12 protein-coding genes and 1 pseudogene are annotated in these 15,943 nt (G+C 74.3%); 7 read left to right on the top strand and 6 right to left on the bottom strand.

What is annotated here, in order from left to right:
• Window positions 1-13: 13 nt before the first annotated feature.
• On the bottom strand, window positions 14-700 hold the full coding sequence (locus ACZ4MF_RS05500; protein ID WP_467490027.1) for a DUF6445 family protein: 687 nt from the start codon (window positions 698-700) through the stop codon (window positions 14-16).
• Between the two features lie 212 nt (window positions 701-912).
• Between ACZ4MF_RS05500 and ACZ4MF_RS05495 the strand changes: the two genes are divergently transcribed.
• Complete coding sequence (locus ACZ4MF_RS05495) at window positions 913-1,653, top strand: DUF4142 domain-containing protein (protein WP_467490659.1); 741 nt, start codon at window positions 913-915, stop codon at window positions 1,651-1,653.
• A 506-nt stretch (window positions 1,654-2,159) separates the two neighbouring features.
• Here the strand turns inward: ACZ4MF_RS05495 and ACZ4MF_RS05490 are convergent.
• Entirely contained in the window at window positions 2,160-3,134 is a 975-nt protein-coding gene (locus tag ACZ4MF_RS05490; RefSeq protein ID WP_467490025.1) for a nucleoside hydrolase, read from the bottom strand.
• Window positions 3,135-3,174: 40 nt separating this feature from the next.
• Window positions 3,175-4,404, bottom strand: coding sequence for a threonine--tRNA ligase (gene thrS, locus ACZ4MF_RS05485; RefSeq protein ID WP_467490023.1), 1,230 nt, complete (start codon window positions 4,402-4,404; stop codon window positions 3,175-3,177).
• A 345-nt stretch (window positions 4,405-4,749) separates the two neighbouring features.
• Between thrS and ACZ4MF_RS05480 the strand changes: the two genes are divergently transcribed.
• Entirely contained in the window at window positions 4,750-5,571 is an 822-nt protein-coding gene (locus tag ACZ4MF_RS05480; protein WP_467490021.1) for a hypothetical protein, read from the top strand.
• Between the two features lie 27 nt (window positions 5,572-5,598).
• On the opposite strand, the gene ACZ4MF_RS05475 is transcribed toward ACZ4MF_RS05480, so the two are convergent.
• Window positions 5,599-6,942 carry a helix-turn-helix domain-containing protein gene (locus tag ACZ4MF_RS05475; protein ID WP_467490019.1) on the bottom strand — a complete coding sequence of 448 codons (1,344 nt, stop codon included), beginning with the start codon at window positions 6,940-6,942 and terminating at the stop codon, window positions 5,599-5,601.
• A 453-nt stretch (window positions 6,943-7,395) separates the two neighbouring features.
• On the opposite strand from ACZ4MF_RS05475, the gene ACZ4MF_RS05470 reads away from it, so the two are divergent.
• Complete coding sequence (locus ACZ4MF_RS05470; protein ID WP_467490017.1) at window positions 7,396-8,640, top strand: amidohydrolase; 1,245 nt, start codon at window positions 7,396-7,398, stop codon at window positions 8,638-8,640.
• Here the strand turns inward: ACZ4MF_RS05470 and ACZ4MF_RS05465 are convergent, their stop codons facing one another.
• Both ACZ4MF_RS05465 and ACZ4MF_RS05460 read right to left on the bottom strand, forming a co-directional pair.
• Window positions 8,641-9,879 (bottom strand): hypothetical protein, encoded by a 1,239-nt coding sequence (locus ACZ4MF_RS05465; protein ID WP_467490015.1) that lies wholly within the window; start codon window positions 9,877-9,879, stop codon window positions 8,641-8,643.
• A gap of 95 nt (window positions 9,880-9,974) precedes the next feature.
• Window positions 9,975-11,174, bottom strand: coding sequence for a PP2C family protein-serine/threonine phosphatase (locus ACZ4MF_RS05460; protein ID WP_467490013.1), 1,200 nt, complete (start codon window positions 11,172-11,174; stop codon window positions 9,975-9,977).
• A 154-nt stretch (window positions 11,175-11,328) separates the two neighbouring features.
• Between ACZ4MF_RS05460 and ACZ4MF_RS05455 the strand changes: the two genes are divergently transcribed.
• The 4 genes and pseudogenes from ACZ4MF_RS05455 to ACZ4MF_RS05440 all read left to right on the top strand — a co-directional run.
• Window positions 11,329-11,802, top strand: coding sequence for a hypothetical protein (locus ACZ4MF_RS05455; RefSeq protein ID WP_356026064.1), 474 nt, complete (start codon window positions 11,329-11,331; stop codon window positions 11,800-11,802).
• A gap of 301 nt (window positions 11,803-12,103) precedes the next feature.
• Window positions 12,104-13,066, top strand: coding sequence for a hypothetical protein (locus tag ACZ4MF_RS05450; RefSeq protein ID WP_467490011.1), 963 nt, complete (start codon window positions 12,104-12,106; stop codon window positions 13,064-13,066).
• Window positions 13,067-13,114: 48 nt separating this feature from the next.
• A complete protein-coding gene (locus tag ACZ4MF_RS05445) occupies window positions 13,115-15,064 on the top strand; it encodes an FUSC family protein (RefSeq protein ID WP_467490009.1) in 1,950 nt (649 codons plus the stop codon).
• 250 nt (window positions 15,065-15,314) lie between these two features.
• Window positions 15,315-15,943, top strand: a pseudogene (locus tag ACZ4MF_RS05440) (hypothetical protein); the annotation flags it as partial.

The following is a 15,943-nucleotide window of genomic DNA, read 5'->3' as shown; positions in this document are numbered from 1 at the left end:
TGCCGTACGGCTCTCACGCCATCCAGAAGAAGACGGCCGTCATGCGTTTCTCCTCCAGGGACCTGCCGGTGTAGTCCGTCGCGCTGTGCACGAGGTTGGCGTTGTAGAGGAGCAGCCGGTTGTACTTGTGCGGGACGCGGACGTCCTCCTCGAAGTGGTCGCCCGGGACGTAACGCGTGCCGAGGGCCTCGACGAGGTTGTTGTGCGGGGCCTGGACGATGTTGCCGCCGAGCCGGCCGCCGGGCAGGGACTGACGGTAGAAGGCGGTGCCGCAGTTCTTCGGCACGTGGGGGTTGAGGTAGAGCACGGCCGCGTACCGGCACAGGGCGCGTGAGTCGGTGTGCGGGCGGGGCTCGCTCTCGCCCTCGCCGACCACCTGGACGCAGTTGTGGTTCAGGGTGCCGCCGCCGGGCGCCCGCTGCACCCACAGCTCCTTCGCGCCGGTCGCCTTCTTCACCAGCCGCTCGATGACGGCGAGTTCACCCGGCTCCAGCCCCGGCATGGCGCGCAGCCCGGGCCAGGTCTCGGAGGTGTACGGATACCCCCGCACCCAGTCGTCCTTGGCCAGACACCGCTCCCGTACGGCGTCGACGTCCGGCAGGACGTCGTCGAAGACCCAGTAGTCACGGCCCTTGGTGGGCTTGCGGTAGGGCAGCACCGGCAGCGCGGCGGGCGTCCTGGGGGGCGGCTGTGGGGGCATGCGGCGAATCTATGCCAGCGTTTGCCCCGCTCTCTCCCGAGGAATGGTCAACTCTTCTTTACCTGTTGAACAGATACGAACGGCTTTCGCATCCGTACTGCTGTGTGTCCGAGCCGCCCCGCACGCCGTCACGTGGGCGGCACCCCGACCGGGCAGGAGGCACGGTGCGCTTTTCGCGGAACGCGACGGGAACTCTCTTCGTGGGCGGTGCGATGGCCGTGACCCTCGTGTCACTGGCCTACCCGAGCATGCTCGGCATCACCAAGGTCACCACCGCCCAGGACCGCGTCATCGCCAACACGCAGTGGGGACCGCTGACCGAGCAGGACCGGGACTTCGTGGTGAAGGTGCGGGCGGCCGGTCTGTGGGAGTACCCGGTGGGGCAGATCGGACTCCAGAAGGGGACCACGCCGGCGGTCAAGACGGCCAGCCAGCACCTGGTCGACGGGCACGCGGCGCTGGACACCACGTGTCGCAAGATCGCGCCGATGCTGAACATCACGCTGCCCAACATCGCGAGCCCGCAACAGGAGGGCTTCGTCCGGCAGTTGCAGGCCGACAGCGGGACGAAGTTCGACAGCGACTTCGCCAACATCCTGCGGATGACGCACGGCGCGATCTTCAACACCATCTCGAAGATCCGCTCCACCACGAAGAACACGCTGGTTCGGGCACTGGCCGACCAGGCCAACAACACCGTGCTCGACCACATGACGGTGATGGAGAAGACCGGCTTCGTCGACTTCGACCAGACGATCTTCCAGCAGACGACCCCGCCGAAGCTGCCGAACTCGGACCTGACCCCACCGCCGCCCCCGGCGGGTCAGCCACAGGTGGTGCTGACCCCGCCGCCGAACGCGACGTCGACCCCGGTGGACATCAACGGGATCGCCGGAGGCGGGGGCGGCGTGGGCACCTCGCCGGCGCCGAGCCCCAGCCCGACGGCGGGCTGACGAGGCCGTTGACGCGGCGGCTGTCGGGGAGTGCCCGTGGCCCCGCCCCGCGGGACGTCAGTCAGCGGCGCCCCGCCGCAGCTTCCGGCGAAGTACGAGCCGGACCAGAAGCCGCCGCGTCCTCGTCGCAGCGCGTCAGCATCTCGTCCGTGAACACGTTGCGCCTCGGTAAGCGAGCGAACAAGGAGAACCGGATCACCGGGCGGCTGGTCAAGGATGCGCTCGGCTGGCACATCGCCTTCCGTGTCCAGTCCCTCGAACCGAAGCCCGAGCCCCACCAGGGGCCGGAAGTAGGCATCGACTGCGGGGTGAACGTCCCGCTCGCCCTGTCCGTATGCGAGAACGAAGACTGCGGCTGGTCAGGCAACGCCGACCAGCCGCAGCCCACGACATCTTGCACCGGTACCGGATGGGCCGCGCGCTCGTCCCGGCTGCCGGGAGGGCGGTCGGCGGGCGCGCTCGCCGCGTCAAGCCCGCCACCGCGAGGTAGGCAGGAATCTCCCGCTTCAGCTGGGAGAGCACTCCAATGTGTCCAGATAGAGCTTCACGTACCGCGGCACGTCCACCTCCAACGCCACGTCCACCAGCGCCTGTTCGCGTCCGCCGCCGTGGATCTCGGACTCGCCGGGGCGGGGGCGGCGGTCGACGATCGTCTGGCCCCGGGACGGGCCGGGGGCCAGGGAGACCTCGACGGGCAGCGGACGGGTGGTGAGGCCGCCCGGGTCGGCGACCGCGCACACCGCGCCCGCGTCGCCGAGGCCGCCCGCCTCCTCCGCCTCCGGCTCCTCGCCGATCGTGGTCGGCCGGTGGGCGAGCAGGTCGCCGGCCAGCCGGGTGCCGGGGTCGGCGCTCGCGCGCAGCCGCCGGACGTCCGGGGTGTCCACGGTGACCTGCATGAAGACGTCGAGGCCGTACATCGTGATCGGCACCCCGGCGGTGAGCAGGATCGCCGCCGCCTCCGGGTCGTGCCAGACGTTGAACTCGGCGACCGGGGTGGCGTTCCCGCTGCCCACGGCCCCGCCCATGAAGACGATCCGCTCGATGTTGCGGGTCACCTCCGGGTGGGTGCGCAGGAGCAGGGCGATGTTGGTCAGCGGCGCGGTGGGGACGAGCGTGACCGGGCGCGGGCAGGCGAGGATCTCGCGGCGCAGCAGGGCCACGGCGTCCAGCTCGGACGCGGTCCGCTTCGGCGCGGGCAGGCCGAGGTCGCCCATGCCGTCGCTGCCGTGCACGTGCTGGGCCGAGCGGGCCGGCTCGATCAGCGGGCGGGCGGCACCCCGGCCCACCGGGATGTCGGGGGCGCCCGCCCGCTCCAGCACGGTCAGCGTGTTGCGGACCACGCCGTCGACGTCCGTGTTCCCGGCCACGCAGGTCACCGCCCTGAGGTCGATCCCGGGGTGGCGCACGGCGAACAGCAGGGCGAGGGCGTCGTCGACACCCGTGTCGCAGTCGATGATCACGGGGGTGGGCTGACCGGTCACAGTGGACTCCTTCCGTCGAGGCGACCCTAGAGCAGTGCGGTCACTCCCACAGCGCGGTGCCGCGCGCCGCGACCCGGTCGGCGATCCGGCGCAGCAGTTCGGGCATCGGCACCTGCCCGGGGCGCCGCCCGTCGCGCAGCCGTACGGCGGCCAGCCCCTCGGCCGCCTCCCTCGCACCGATCACCGCCTGGTACGGCACCAGCCGCGCGCCCCGGACCCGGGCCCCGAGGGTGCCTTCCCGTGGCCCGACGACCTCGGCACGCAGCCCCCTCTCCACCGCCTCCCGCACGACCGCCGCCGCCTGCTCCGCCTGCTCCTCCCCGACCGGCAGCACCGCCAGCTGCACCGGGGCCAGCCAGGCCGGGAAGGCGCCCCGGTGGACTTCGACCAGGTGGGCGACGGCCCGTTCGACGCTGCCGACGATGCTGCGGTGGACCATCACCGGGCGGTGTCTCGCGCCGTCGGCGCCGATGTAGTGCAGGTCGAAGCGGGCCGGCTGGTGGAAGTCGATCTGCACGGTGGACAGGGTGGACTCGCGGCCCGCCGGGTCCGCGATCTGGACGTCGATCTTCGGGCCGTAGAACGCGGCCTCGCCCTCGGCCTCCTCGTAATCGGTCCCGGACTCGTCCAGCGCCTCCCGCAGCAGCGCGGTGGCCCGCCGCCACAGCTCCGGGTCGGCGACGTACTTGCCGCCCTCGCCGGGCAGCGACAGCCGGTGCCGTACGGCCTCGATGCCGAGGTCGGCGTAGGCGCGGGCGATCAGCCGCAGCGCGGCGCGGGCCTCCGCCACGGCCTGCTCCAGGGTGCAGAAGATGTGCGCGTCGTTGAGCTGGATGGCGCGGACGCGGGTCAGCCCGCCGAGCACGCCGGAGAGTTCGGCGCGGTGCATGCCGCCCAGTTCGGCGATGCGCAGGGGGAGTTCGCGGTAGCTGCGGGAGCGGGAGCGGTAGATCAGGGCGTGGTGCGGGCACAGGCTCGGGCGCAGCACGACCTCCTCCGCACCGAGCCTCATGGGCGGGTACATGTCGTCGCGGTAGTGGTCCCAGTGCCCGGAGATCTCGTACAGCTCGCGTTTGCCGAGCACCGGCGAGTACACGTGCCGGTACCCGGCCCGGCGCTCGGCGTCGCGGACGTACTCCTCCAGGGCGTGCCGGACGACCGCGCCGTCCGGGAGCCAGTACGGCAGCCCGGCGCCCATCAGCGGGTCGGTGTCGAACAGGTCGAGTGCGCGGCCGAGGCGGCGGTGGTCGGGGAAACGGTCGTCGCTCATGATCCTTGGTCCTCTCCTCGCTGCGGAGGGAGGCGAACGCCCCGCGACGCGCGAAAGCCCCGGGGCGCTCGCCCCGGGGCTTCGTTGCTGCTGGTCAGGTGTCAGCGCGCCGGGACGGTCTCCGGCGTCGTCGTGCTCGACGGGCACTGCTGGGCGCGCTGCATACGGCGACCGTAACAGCGGCGGAGGCGGCGGGGCGAGGCAATTTCGCCGCGCCCGCTCTCTCTTCCCCCCGGACTCCCGCCCGGCCCCTCACCCGTACGGACCGGAGCGCTGGTGGGGTGGGCGGGGCGGTGGTGCCGTGAGAACAGGACCCCACCGGCCCGCAGTCCAGGAGGCAGCCCGATGCCGTCGATGCCGTCGTTGCAGTCGATGACCTCGTTGACCGAGGCGATGCGCTCCCGCCCCCGTCTGCGGCTCTCCCTGATAGCCGCCGGGCTCATCGCCGTCGGCGGCTGCGCCGCCCTCGGACTGCACCACCCGGCGACCGCACCCCAGCCCCTGCCGACGATCGACCGGCCGACCCCGATACCGAAGGCGCCCGGACGGCCGAACGGGTCCGCGCTCACCGACGCGCAGGCACAGGCCGCGCTCCTCACCCCGACCGACCTCGGTGCCCCCTGGGCGGCGACCGGCGGGTTCGCCACCTGGCGGGACGGGATGCTGAAGGCGACCAGTTCGGCCGGGGAGTGCTCCCGGCTGCTGAACGCGCTCTACACGGACGAACTCCTCGGCGGCCCGCCCCGCGCCGCGATCGGCCTGGACGACACCGACACCGGTGCCCAGCTGCGCTACCAGATCGGCGCCCGCCGCCCCGCCGACGTCGACGCGGCGCTCGGCTGGCTGAAGTCGCTGCCGGCGCAGTGCGCCCGGTTCACGGCCACCACCGACAACGGGCTCCAGGAGGACGTGCGGGTCGATACGGCCGCGCTGCCCGAGGTCGGGGACGCCCGCCAGGGCCTGCACATCACCATCGCCACCACCACGTCCGACGGCCGGGACCGCCTGCTCACCCTGGACGTGGCCGCCGTCCGGGTCGGCCAGGACGCCTTCGCCCTCACCAACGGCGGCCTCGGCGACGTACCGAACGCCGCGACCCAGGCCGCCGTCCAGGTGGGCGCACTGCACCTGACGGACGTCCACCGGCGGGGGCGGGCGCAGGTGTGACCTGCCCGGGCACGACCCGCACGGGTGTCACAGCGGCGGCTGGGCCGGGGCCGGGCCCAGCGTCGTGGTGCCCGGGGCGGTGCGGTGGCCGAGGCCGGTGCGGTAGGCGTCCAGGGCCGCCTCGATGCGGCCGGTGCGGCGCAGCAGGTCGCCGAGGAGGCGGCACAGGTCGGCCAGGTCGCCGGCGGCGCCCGCGCGTTCCAGCAGGCTGAGCGCGCGGACGTAGTGCTCCTCGGCGGCCTCGGTGTCGCGGGTGTCCTCGGCGATGATGCCGAGGAGGCGGTGGGCCGCGGCGGCGTGCACGGCGCCGCGCTCCGAGGAGAAGTCGCCGAGGACCTCCTGGAGCAGGACGGCGGCCTCGTCGGACTTGTCGCGCCGGTGCAGCACGTCGGCGAGTTCCACGGCCGCCTGGCTGCGGTACAGGGCGGCCCGGCTCTCCGAGAGCATGGTGTACGCCTGCCTCAACTCGGCCTCGGCGCGGTCCAGTTCGCCGTTCTGCGCGCAGACGTAGCCGCGCATCCAGTGGCAGTTGGCCAGTTCGGTGCGCAGCCGCAGCCGGCGGTACAGCTCGGCGGCCTTGGCGAGGGAGGCGTCGGCCTCGGTGAGGCGGCCCTCGGCGAGCAGGGTGCGGGCCACCGAGCGGTGCATCCGGGCGATCAGCGCCGGGTCACCGGCCTGCGGGGCGAGCGCGAGGGCGAACTCGGCGGCCTGGGCGGCGCGGGCGTGCGCGCCCATGTCCATGTACGGGCCGATCGCGCTGGCGTAGAGGAGGAGCAGGGCGTCGGGGTCGTGCAGTCCGCCCCGGTTCAGTTCGTCGAGGGCGGACTCCAGAAGGTAGACGGCGTACCGGAGCTCACCGGCGAGGTAGTGCGAGACCGCCCGGCCGCGCAGCGCGGGCACGCGCACCGGCAGCGACTCGCCGTCCAGGCACCGCTCGGCCCGCTCGAAGCGCTCCCGGGCCTTCGTCAACTCCCCTGTCTCCAGGGCGCATTCACCGAGCCCGAGCAGCGCGGTGGCCTGCTCGGCGCCCAGCCCGTAGCCCTCCGCCTCGGCGAGCAGCGCCTCGTACCGCCCGGCGGCCTCCTCGGCCCGCCCGTCGGCGAGCACCCGCTGGGCCTCGGTGAGCCGCAGCCTGAGGTCGGTGGCGAGATGGGCGGGCTGCCCGACGGCCAGCTCCTCGAAGGCGACGCCGAGCCGCCCGGCGATGTGCCGCAGCGCCTCGTCGGAGGCCCGCACCCGGCCGGCCTCCACGGTGGAGATGTAGGCGGGCGTGTAGGCGGGCTCCGCCAACTGACGTTGTGTCAGCCCGCGTTCCGTACGAAGTTGCTGTACGCGCCGCCCCACGACCGCCGGATCGTCCCGTTCCCGCATCCGTTGGATCCCCCCAACTCCCTTGGTGCCCCTTGCCGTTCGCATCGGGCAGCCCTAGGTTAAACGGCGGATTAAGCGTGCTTAATACGTCGCTGTTGTGTTCGTTGCAGTGTTCGTCGTTGTGTTCGTCGTTGTGTTCGTCGTTGTTGTGTTGCGAGGTCGCCGTGCAAGGACGTACGCCCGCCCCCTACGGACCCCCCACCCCCGCACCCCTGATCCCTGCCCGGATTCGCCTGAGCGCAGCCACCCCGACCGTGCGGGGTGTGGCGGCGGCCGTGATCGCCGCGGCGGCCCTCATCCTCGCGGCCAACGCGGGCCCGGCCCACGCGGCGGACGGCACCCGGGCCCCCACGGCCGTCCAGCAGCACGTCCACCAGCACTGAGGACGCGCCGCCCGACCGGCCTCCGGCGGCCCTCTCCCCCCTGCCCCGCCGGAGGCCTACTCTTGCGCCCGTGACCTCCGCCGCAGCGCGTACCGCCCTCGACCTGACCGCCGACCTCCCGGTCCCGGACCTGGAGGATCTGTACCGGGACCTGCACCGCCACCCCGAGCTGTCCCTGCGCGAGCACCGCACCGCCGGGCTGCTCGCCGCGCGGCTGGCGGACGCCGGGTTCGAGACCGCCGAGGGGATCGGCGGCACCGGCGTCGTGGCCCGGCTGCGCAACGGCGACGGGCCCACCGTCCTGCTGCGCGCCGACATGGACGCGCTGCCGGTGCACGAGGAGACCGGGCTGCCGTACGCCTCCCGGACGGACGGCGTGATGCACGCCTGCGGACACGATCTGCACGTCACCTGGCTGGCCGGGGCCGGCGCGGCACTCGCCGCCGGCCGGGACGCCTGGCGCGGCACCCTGCTGCTCGTGGGCCAGCCCGCCGAGGAGACCGGCCAGGGCGCGGCCCGCATGGTCGCCGACGGCCTGTACGAACGCTTCGGCCGCCCCGACGTGCTGCTCGGCCAGCACGCGGCCCCCGGCCCGGCGGGCCTGTACCCGCACTCACCCGGCCTGATCATGTCGGCGGCGACGGACGTGGACATCGTCGTGCACGGCCGGGGCGGACACGGCTCACGCCCGGAGGCCACCGTGGACCCCGTGGTGACGGCCGCCTACCTGGTCACCCGCCTCCAGACGGTCGTGTCGCGGGAGCTGGCGGCCGGTGAGCCGGCCGTGCTGACCGTGGGCCGGATCGAGGCGGGCACCCGGCACAACATCATCCCCTCCGAGGCGCGCATCTCCCTCAACCTCCGCAGCCAGTCCGAGGAGGTCCGCCGGCGGATGCTCGCCGCGATCGAGCGCATCGCGCGCGGCGAGTGCCTGGCCGCCGGCTGCCCGCGCGAGCCGGAGGTCGTCGTCGGCAACAGGTTCCCGGTGACCGTGAACGACGCGGCCACCGACACCGCCGTCGCCGCCGTGCACGGCGAGGTCTTCGGCCCCGGCACGGTCTTCGACCCGGGCCCGGCGATGGGCAGCGAGGACTTCCCCCAACTGGCCCTCGACGGCACCCTCCCGTACGCGTACTGGTTCGTGACGACCACCCCCGCCGAGGTGTGGGAGAAGGCCCCCGGCGACACCCTCCCGGAGAAGTTCGCGGCCGTCCCGAGCAACCACAGCCCGCACTTCGCGCCCGACCTGTCGGTGATCGCCCCGGGCGTCCGCACCCTCGTCTCCGGGGCCCTGGCGTTCCTGCCGACCGCGTGACTACCGGGCCGCCGCCTGGAGTTGACTCAACTGCCGCTGGACGTTCTCCAGCGCGCCCTGCCTGCGGCCCGGCACCCGTAGCCGCAACTCCGCGAGCGCGGGGCCGAGTTCACGGGCCCGGGCCGAGTCCTTGATCCGGCCCCACTGGTGGTGCGCCCGGTCCGCGGCCGCCTCCACGGCGGGCGCGTCCACGGCCTGCCCGGCGGCCAGCCGCACCCCGGCCACCGCGAGCCACGCCCGGCAACTGCCCACCGCGTCCCCCGCGAACATCGCGAGATCGGCCCGCACTTCGGCCCAGTGCAGGGCCGTGTCGGAAGCCGGCCCGTGCGCCCGCACGGCCGCCGCCTCGTACCGGGCCGCCAGATCGGCCGCCTCGGCGTGCCGGCCGCTGCGCACGGCGGTGCTGATGACCGTGTGCGGGTCCTGAGGGGCGGGGTGCGCGGGGTGAGTGGTGGTGCGGTGGGCGGCGGGGGCGGCCGGGGTGCCGGGGCGGGGGTTTTGGGGGTGGGGGTTCTGGGGGTGGGGGTTCTGGGGGTGGGGGTAGGGGTGCGGGGAGGCCCCCGGTGAGGGTGGGGTCGGGGTCGGGGTCTGCGGGCGGGGGAGGCCGGTGGGCGGGTGCGCGAAGACCAGGTCCCGGCCGGCGCCGGACTCGGCGATCCGGGCCAGCGCCTGCTCGTGCAACTGGAGAAGCGGCGGCCGATGCCCGCTGCGCAGCAGTGTCGCCACCGCCTTCATGTACGCCGGCTCCGCCGGGCCCCGCCGCCCGGACGCCGGAGCCACCCGGCCGTACACCGCCGCGTTGGGCCCGCAGTCCAGCCCCCGCTCGGCGACGTACCGCCACGCCTCCGCGTCCGCGTGCAGATCCACGACCAGCGCCGCGTCCGCCGCGGAGCGCAACCGCAGCTCGTCCCGGATCCAGTGCCACGGCAGCGCGGTGTAGCGCACGGTCGCCGCGGTGGTGCGGGCCAGCGCCACGTGTGGCAGATGCTGCTTGCGGTCCAGCTGGAGCTGCCCGGCGAGGTACACGGTCAGCGGCCCGGGAGCGGCCGCCGCGGCCCGCAGCCGGGTCAGCACGGCCTGCGGATCCAGCGGATCGGCGAGTTCGACCACGTTGGCCGTCTCGGTGCCGGACAGCACGGCCGGGGCGACCGCGGCCAGCACCGGCAGCACGGCGGCCGCGTCCACCAGGCGCCCCTTGCCCAGCGGCGAGGCCGCGAGCAGCAGTACGGTTCCGGGCATCGTCCCTCCCCCTGTCGACCGTCGACCCCGCGCAACCCGTGGTCACGGCTTGCTTCCAGCCAGCACCGTAACCGCTGCGGCTGCACACGCGCGCCTCAGGACCGCGGACAACCCCGTTCGGCCCCTTCGTCCCCGCCCGCACAGGCCGACTCCGCCGCCCCCGGCTCCGCCTCCGCCAGACGTCGTACGGCGAACACGGTGGTGTCGTCGCCCAGCCGCCCCCCGCTGTGCCGCAGCACCCCGTCCCGGACCCGGCGGACCAGGCTCAAGGGCTCGGCACGCAGGTCCGGTTCGGCGGCGACGGCACGGGCGACGTCCGGGGCCAGTGCGTAGAAGACGCCCCCGCGGTCACGGGCCTCGGTCACCCCGTCGGTGACCAGCAGCAGCGTCTCGTCGGCGGCCAGCGGCACCCGGTGCACGGGCGGCGGTCCCGCCGCCAACTCCCCGAGCCCGAGCGGCAGCCCGTCCCCGCTCGGCAGCTCACGCACGCCGCGCGGGCCGACGGCGAGCGGCGCCTCGTGCCCGAAGTTCACGGTCTCGACGACGTCCGGGCAGTCGTCGCAGAAGCCGATCAGCACGGCGGTCGCGAACCGGTCCCCGTCGTCCCGGCCGAGCGCCGTGGAGAGCGTGCGGTGCCGCAGCATCCGGATCTCCAGGCGTTCGGCGACGGTCGCGAGATCCTTCTCGTGGTAGCCGGCCTCGCGGAAGGTGCCGAGCAGCGCGGCGGCGGCCTCCACCGCGCCGAGCCCCTTGCCCTGCACGTCGCCGACGAGGACCCGGGTGCCGTGCGGTCCGGGCTGGATGTCGTAGAAGTCGCCGCCGACCCGGGCCTCCACGTCGGCGGCCAGGTACACGCCCGCGTGCTCCAGCCCGGCCCAGCGCGCCGGCAGCGGGCGCAGCACCGTGCGCCGGGTGGTCTCGGCGATGTCCAGGATGTGCAGGGTCTGCCGCTCCTTGCGCTCGCGCACGGCCGCGGCCAGCGTGGCGAGGATGCCGCCGAGGCCGACCAGGACGAAGTCGCCGAGCCCGGCCCGGTACTCGCCGGGCCAGGCGCTGTCGACGGCGAAGTACGTCACCACCGCGAGCACGGCGAAGGCGCCCGTCGTCCACACCCCGCAGATCGCCGCGGCCGTGCCGGGGACCAGCACGATCCAGGAGATGATCCGGAACCGCTCGGTGGTGTTGAGGTCCACCAGCACGATGCCGACGAGCAGCAACAGCGACGGCACCCAGGCGACGCTCCGGCCGCGGACCCGCAGCAGCTGACGCCCCCGCCCGTACTCCGTCTCCGTCACGGTGGGCAGCCCTCCATGCACCCAGCGAAACACGCCGGGTATCCGCCCGCATCCGGGCCCCGCCCGGGCGACTTCACCCGTCCGGCCGACTTGCCGGGCCGCGGTCCCAGGTGTGCTCTGGAAGGCGGGGGCGAGGAGAGAGAGGAGCGCTCTCATGGCTCAAGCGGCACCCGCGCCCGGCGGCATGTCCCGCCCCGGGCGGACACCGGAGGTGGAAGCTGCCCGGCACGCCCGCCCGCCCGACGTCTTCGACGCGCGCACCCACCGCGTCGCCCACATCGCCGGCCCGGTCGTGCTCGGCCTGGTGTACGGCTACTGGGTCGCGGCCGACAACCGCGCCGGCGGCGCCATCACCGGCTGGAACCTGCTGCTCGGGTTCGTCAGCGCGCTGGTGTTCGCGGTCGTGTCCATGGCCCTGCTGACGCTGGCCCCGCGGATGCCGCGGGAGGTGCACGCGCTGCTGTGGACGGTGTTCGCCGGCTGCGCGTTCGGCTTCCTCTACAGCCAGACCGGGCACTCCATCTGGCGGTCGACGGTGATGTCGCTGGTGGTGTCGGGAGCGACGTTCGCCACGTTCTTCTACCGCTACTACACACGCGAGGACGCCTTCGGGCACCGCATCCGCTGAGCGGGCCACCGCGTGGCGCGTGTGTGCGTGGGCCCCGTCCGGCGGGTCGTCGGACCGGGGCCCACGCACTCCCCTGTTTCCCTCTACCCACACCGGCCCCATGAGCCGGTTTCCGTCTCCCCAGCACCAGGAAACACCCGTTCGGACGAACCCTCCACCGGAGGAGCCGAAGCCCCAGGTGCGCGCGGTGCGGCCACGGCGGGCGCACGGTGAGGCCCCCGGGGGGCGCACGACGGGGCGAAGACCACCCGAATGCCGCGCCCGGGTCGCGCGCCCCGTCCGAAGGCCGTTGCCTGGAAACGTGCCCCCACGTCTCAGGAGCGCCCTGTCGGCCGCACTGATCACCCTGTCCTGCCTCCTCGTGCCGTTCGGCACGCTGGCGGCCTGGGCGGCGTACGGGCTGGTGGACACGGGCCGCTACGTCACCACGATGGCGCCGCTCGCCGCCGACCCGGCGGTGCGGGAAGCCGTCGCGAACACGGTCGGCGACGGCCTCTGGCGCGTGGTGGACGAGCACATGACCGTCCGCCCGGCCGGGGGTACCCCCTCCGGGGGAGGCTCCCTGCGTCCCTTCGTGCACGACGCGGTGCGCTCCTTCACCCAGACCGAGGCGTTCCGGCTGGCCTGGGACACCGGCAACCAGGTCACCCACGACGCGGTGCTGCGCGCCCTGCGCGACGAGCAGGGCAGGACGGCCGGGCAGCCGGTCACCGTCGACCTCGCCTCCGTCACCGACCCGGTCAAGCGCCGGCTCACCGAGGACCACGTGCCGCTGGCCGCGCGCATCCCGGTGCAGCACACCCCGGTCGCCGTGCTCCCCGGGGACGAACTGGCCGCGTACCGGAAGGGGTTCCACGTGCTGGAGGTAGCCGGCTTCTGGCTGCCGGTCGCGGCGGTCGCCTTCGCCGCGACCGGCATCGGCCTGGCCGTCCACCGCCGCCGGGCCATCACGGCGACCGCCCTCGGCACGGCCCTGGGCGGCGGCCTCCTGACCCTGGCCCTGTCCATCGGCCGCGCCCTGACCCTCGCCGACCTGCCCGCCGACGCCCCCCACCCCGCCGCGGCCGCGGTCTACGACGCCCTCACCGCCACCCTCCGCACCACGGCCTGGCTCCTGCTGGCCCTCGGCCTGACCGCGGCCGCGGCCACCTGGCTGACCCGCAACGTCCGCCTGAACCGCCCGGGCCGCCCCTCCCGCCGCCGGCCGCCGGCCCCGGCGCCGGCGCCGCCACCGGAGACACCCCGGTCCCGGGCGCAGGCCTGACCCGACCTGACCTGAGAGGAAGCCGAAGCGGAACCGGATAATGGGCCCATGTCCCGAGAGTTCCCCATCGGCCTCACCCCTCCCGACTGGCTGGTCCGGAACCTCCAACCCCAGCAGTCCCCCGTCAACCGGCCCGCCGTGGCCCGCGCCGCCATCGCCCTGGCCCTCCCCCTCGCGATCGGCCTCGCCACCGGCCACCCGGCCTACGGCGCCCTCGCCTCCATGGGCGCCCTCTCCGGCGTCATCGGCGACACCGCCGACGCCTACCGCATGCGCATCCTCAACATCGCCGTCCCCCAGCTCTTCGGCGCGGTCGGCGTCACGCTGGGCACGCTGGTGTACGGCCACGGCTGGTACGCGGTGGCGGCGGTCACCGGCGTGGCCCTGCTCTCCGGCATGATCTCGACGATCGGCGCGGTCGCCTCGGTCTCCGGCCTGCTCCTGCTCCTGAACTGCGTGGTGGGCGCGGGCCTGCCCCTGCCCCGTCCCTGGTGGCTCGCCCCGGCCCTGATGACCGGCGGCGGCCTCCTGGTCCTCCTCCTCGCCCTGCTCGCCTGGCCGTTGCGCTCGGGCGTACCGGAACGCGCGGCGGTGGCGGCCACGTACCGCACGGTCGCCGCGCTCCTCACCGTCTCCGGAACCGACCGCACCGAGGAGTACGACCGGGCCCGCCAGGCGGTCACCCAGTCCCTGAACCAGTCGTACGACCTGGTGCTGGCCCGCCGCGCCCGCCACCACGGCCGCAGCTCCGAACTCACGCGTCTGCTGGCCCAGTTGAACGCCGTCACCCCGATACTGGAGGCGGCCCCCGCGGCCCACTGGGCGGCCCGACCGCTGTCCCCGCAGATCCCGGAGGCCGTCCACCGCCTGGCCCACGCCGTCGAAACGGGCGCCACGGGTCCGACGGCGCTCGACCTCCCGGTCCCGCTGACCGAGACGGCCCGCGCGGTGGACCACGCCCTGCGCCACACGGCCGAGGTGGTCGCCTCCCCCGACGTGGACCCGCGCGGCATCGACGACCGCCTCGGCCGCCCCGCCGCCCTGGGCATCCGCACGGCACGGGCGACCCGCAACGTGATCCTCTCCGCCAACTCCTGGCGCTACGGCCTGCGCCTCGCCGTCTGCATCGGCATCGCCCAGGCCCTCGTCTCCCTGATCCCGGTCCCGCGCTCGTACTGGGTGGCCCTGACGATCACCTTCGTCCTCAAGCCCGACTTCGGCTCGGTCTTCTCCCGCGCCCTGCTGCGCGCGCTCGGCACGGTGGCGGGCCTGGTGATCGCGGCGGTGGTCCTGGCCGAGGTCCCCCTGGGCTGGTGGGACGTCCCGGCGATGCTGTTCCTGGCCCCTCTGATCCCGGCCCTGACCCCACAGGGCTACGGCTACCAGACCGCCGCCATCACCCCGGTGATCCTCCTCCTCTCGGACATCCTGAACCACCAGGGCACGGCCCTCCTCCTGCCCCGTCTGACGGACTCCCTCCTGGGCTGCGCGATCGCCCTGACCGCCGGGTACCTCCTGTGGCCGGAGAGCTGGCGGACCCGCGTCGGCGACCGTCTGGCGGACGCGGTGGCGGACACGGCGGCCTACGTGGAGAAGGCGTTCGCCCCGGACACGGCCCCGGACCCCGCCGCCCGCGCCCGCATGCGCCGCCGCCTCTACCGCGATCTGTCGGTCATCCGTACGGAGTTCCAGCGGGCCCTGACCGAACCGCCGCCGACCGGCCGCCGCGCGGCGGCCTGGTGGCCGCTGGTCGTCGCCGTGGAGCGCATCGTGGACGCCACGACGGCGGCCCGCGTCCGCGTGAAGCACGGGGCACAGCCGCCGTCGCCGGCCGAGGTCGCGCAGATCGCGCTGCAACTGCGGGAGCTGTCGGAGGGCGTGCGCAACGCCGAAACGTTGACCCCGGTTCGCACGGATCTCACCGGCCCGGCGGGCAGCGTTCTGGAACCCCTACGCCAGGAGGTCGCCGCGGCCCGGTCGATCGCATCTCCCCACTGAGCGCTTCGCTAACCTTACGTGTCCGTCCTGGCCAGGGATCTACGGGCATCAACTCACGCGAAGGGTTGCGCACATGGGCATTCTCACTCTCCTGCGGAACGCATTCGGCCGCTCACGCAAGGGACGAGCCGCCGAGGCGGAGGGTGCGAGCCGTCTCGCGACCCGACCGACCGAGTCCCCCACAACGGCCTCCGGCCCGACCCCCACGGTCCCCGAACCCCGCCAGGAAAACCCCGGCACCCACGACCTGGTGGCAGCCGCCTTCGACAACGTCAAGGTCCCCCACCCGTCCGAGCCGGAGGCCCTGACCGAATCCAGCGCCGGCCCGGAGACGAGGGCTGAGTCCGAGACGAAGGCTGCGGCCGGGGGCGAGGCGACGGCCGAGGCCGAGACGAGGGCTGAGGCCGAGGGCAAGGCGACCGTCGAGGGCGAGATCGAGGCGACGGCCGAGGCTGAGGCCGAGGCGACGGCCGAGGCTGAGGCCGAGGGTGAGGCCGGGGGCGAGGCGACCGTCGCGGGCGAGGTCGACGCGACGGCTGAGGCTGAGGCGACGGCTGAGGCTGAAGCGACGGCTGACGGCGAGGTCAAGGCAACGGTCGAGGTCGACACCGAGCCCAAGGCGACGGTCGAGGACGAGGCAACCGCCGACGCCGAGGCCGGGGCAGCGGCCGAGGTCGGGGGCGACGCCGAATCCAACGCGCTGGTCGAGGCTGACATCGAGGCCGACGCCGACATCGAGCCCAAGACGACGGCAGAGGCCGAGGCGGCGATCGAAGGCGACGCCGAGGTCGACACCGAGCCCAAGGCGACGGTCGAGGACGAGGCAACCGCCGACGCCGAGGCCGGGGCAGCGGCCGAGGTCGGGGGCGACGCCGAATC

This window comes from Streptomyces sp. NPDC025793 (genome assembly GCF_055558375.1).
The sequence above is the reverse complement of the archived record's forward strand: the minus strand, read 5'-3'. Positions and strand labels throughout refer to the sequence as shown.

What these genes read in the sequence shown, in the direction of transcription:
- ACZ4MF_RS05475 (WP_467490019.1), bottom strand. Translation starts at nt 6,942, where the DNA reads ATGCGGGAACGGGACGATCCGGCGGTCGTGGGGCGGCGCGTACAGCAA.
- ACZ4MF_RS05480 (WP_467490021.1), top strand. Translation starts at nt 4,750, where the DNA reads ATGCCGTCGATGCCGTCGTTGCAGTCGATGACCTCGTTGACCGAGGCG.
- ACZ4MF_RS05455 (WP_356026064.1), top strand. Translation starts at nt 11,329, where the DNA reads ATGGCTCAAGCGGCACCCGCGCCCGGCGGCATGTCCCGCCCCGGGCGG.
- ACZ4MF_RS05495 (WP_467490659.1), top strand. Translation starts at nt 913, where the DNA reads ATGGCCGTGACCCTCGTGTCACTGGCCTACCCGAGCATGCTCGGCATC.
- ACZ4MF_RS05465 (WP_467490015.1), bottom strand. Translation starts at nt 9,879, where the DNA reads ATGCCCGGAACCGTACTGCTGCTCGCGGCCTCGCCGCTGGGCAAGGGG.
- ACZ4MF_RS05500 (WP_467490027.1), bottom strand. Translation starts at nt 700, where the DNA reads ATGCCCCCACAGCCGCCCCCCAGGACGCCCGCCGCGCTGCCGGTGCTG.
- ACZ4MF_RS05445 (WP_467490009.1), top strand. Translation starts at nt 13,115, where the DNA reads ATGTCCCGAGAGTTCCCCATCGGCCTCACCCCTCCCGACTGGCTGGTC.
- thrS (WP_467490023.1), bottom strand. Translation starts at nt 4,404, where the DNA reads ATGAGCGACGACCGTTTCCCCGACCACCGCCGCCTCGGCCGCGCACTC.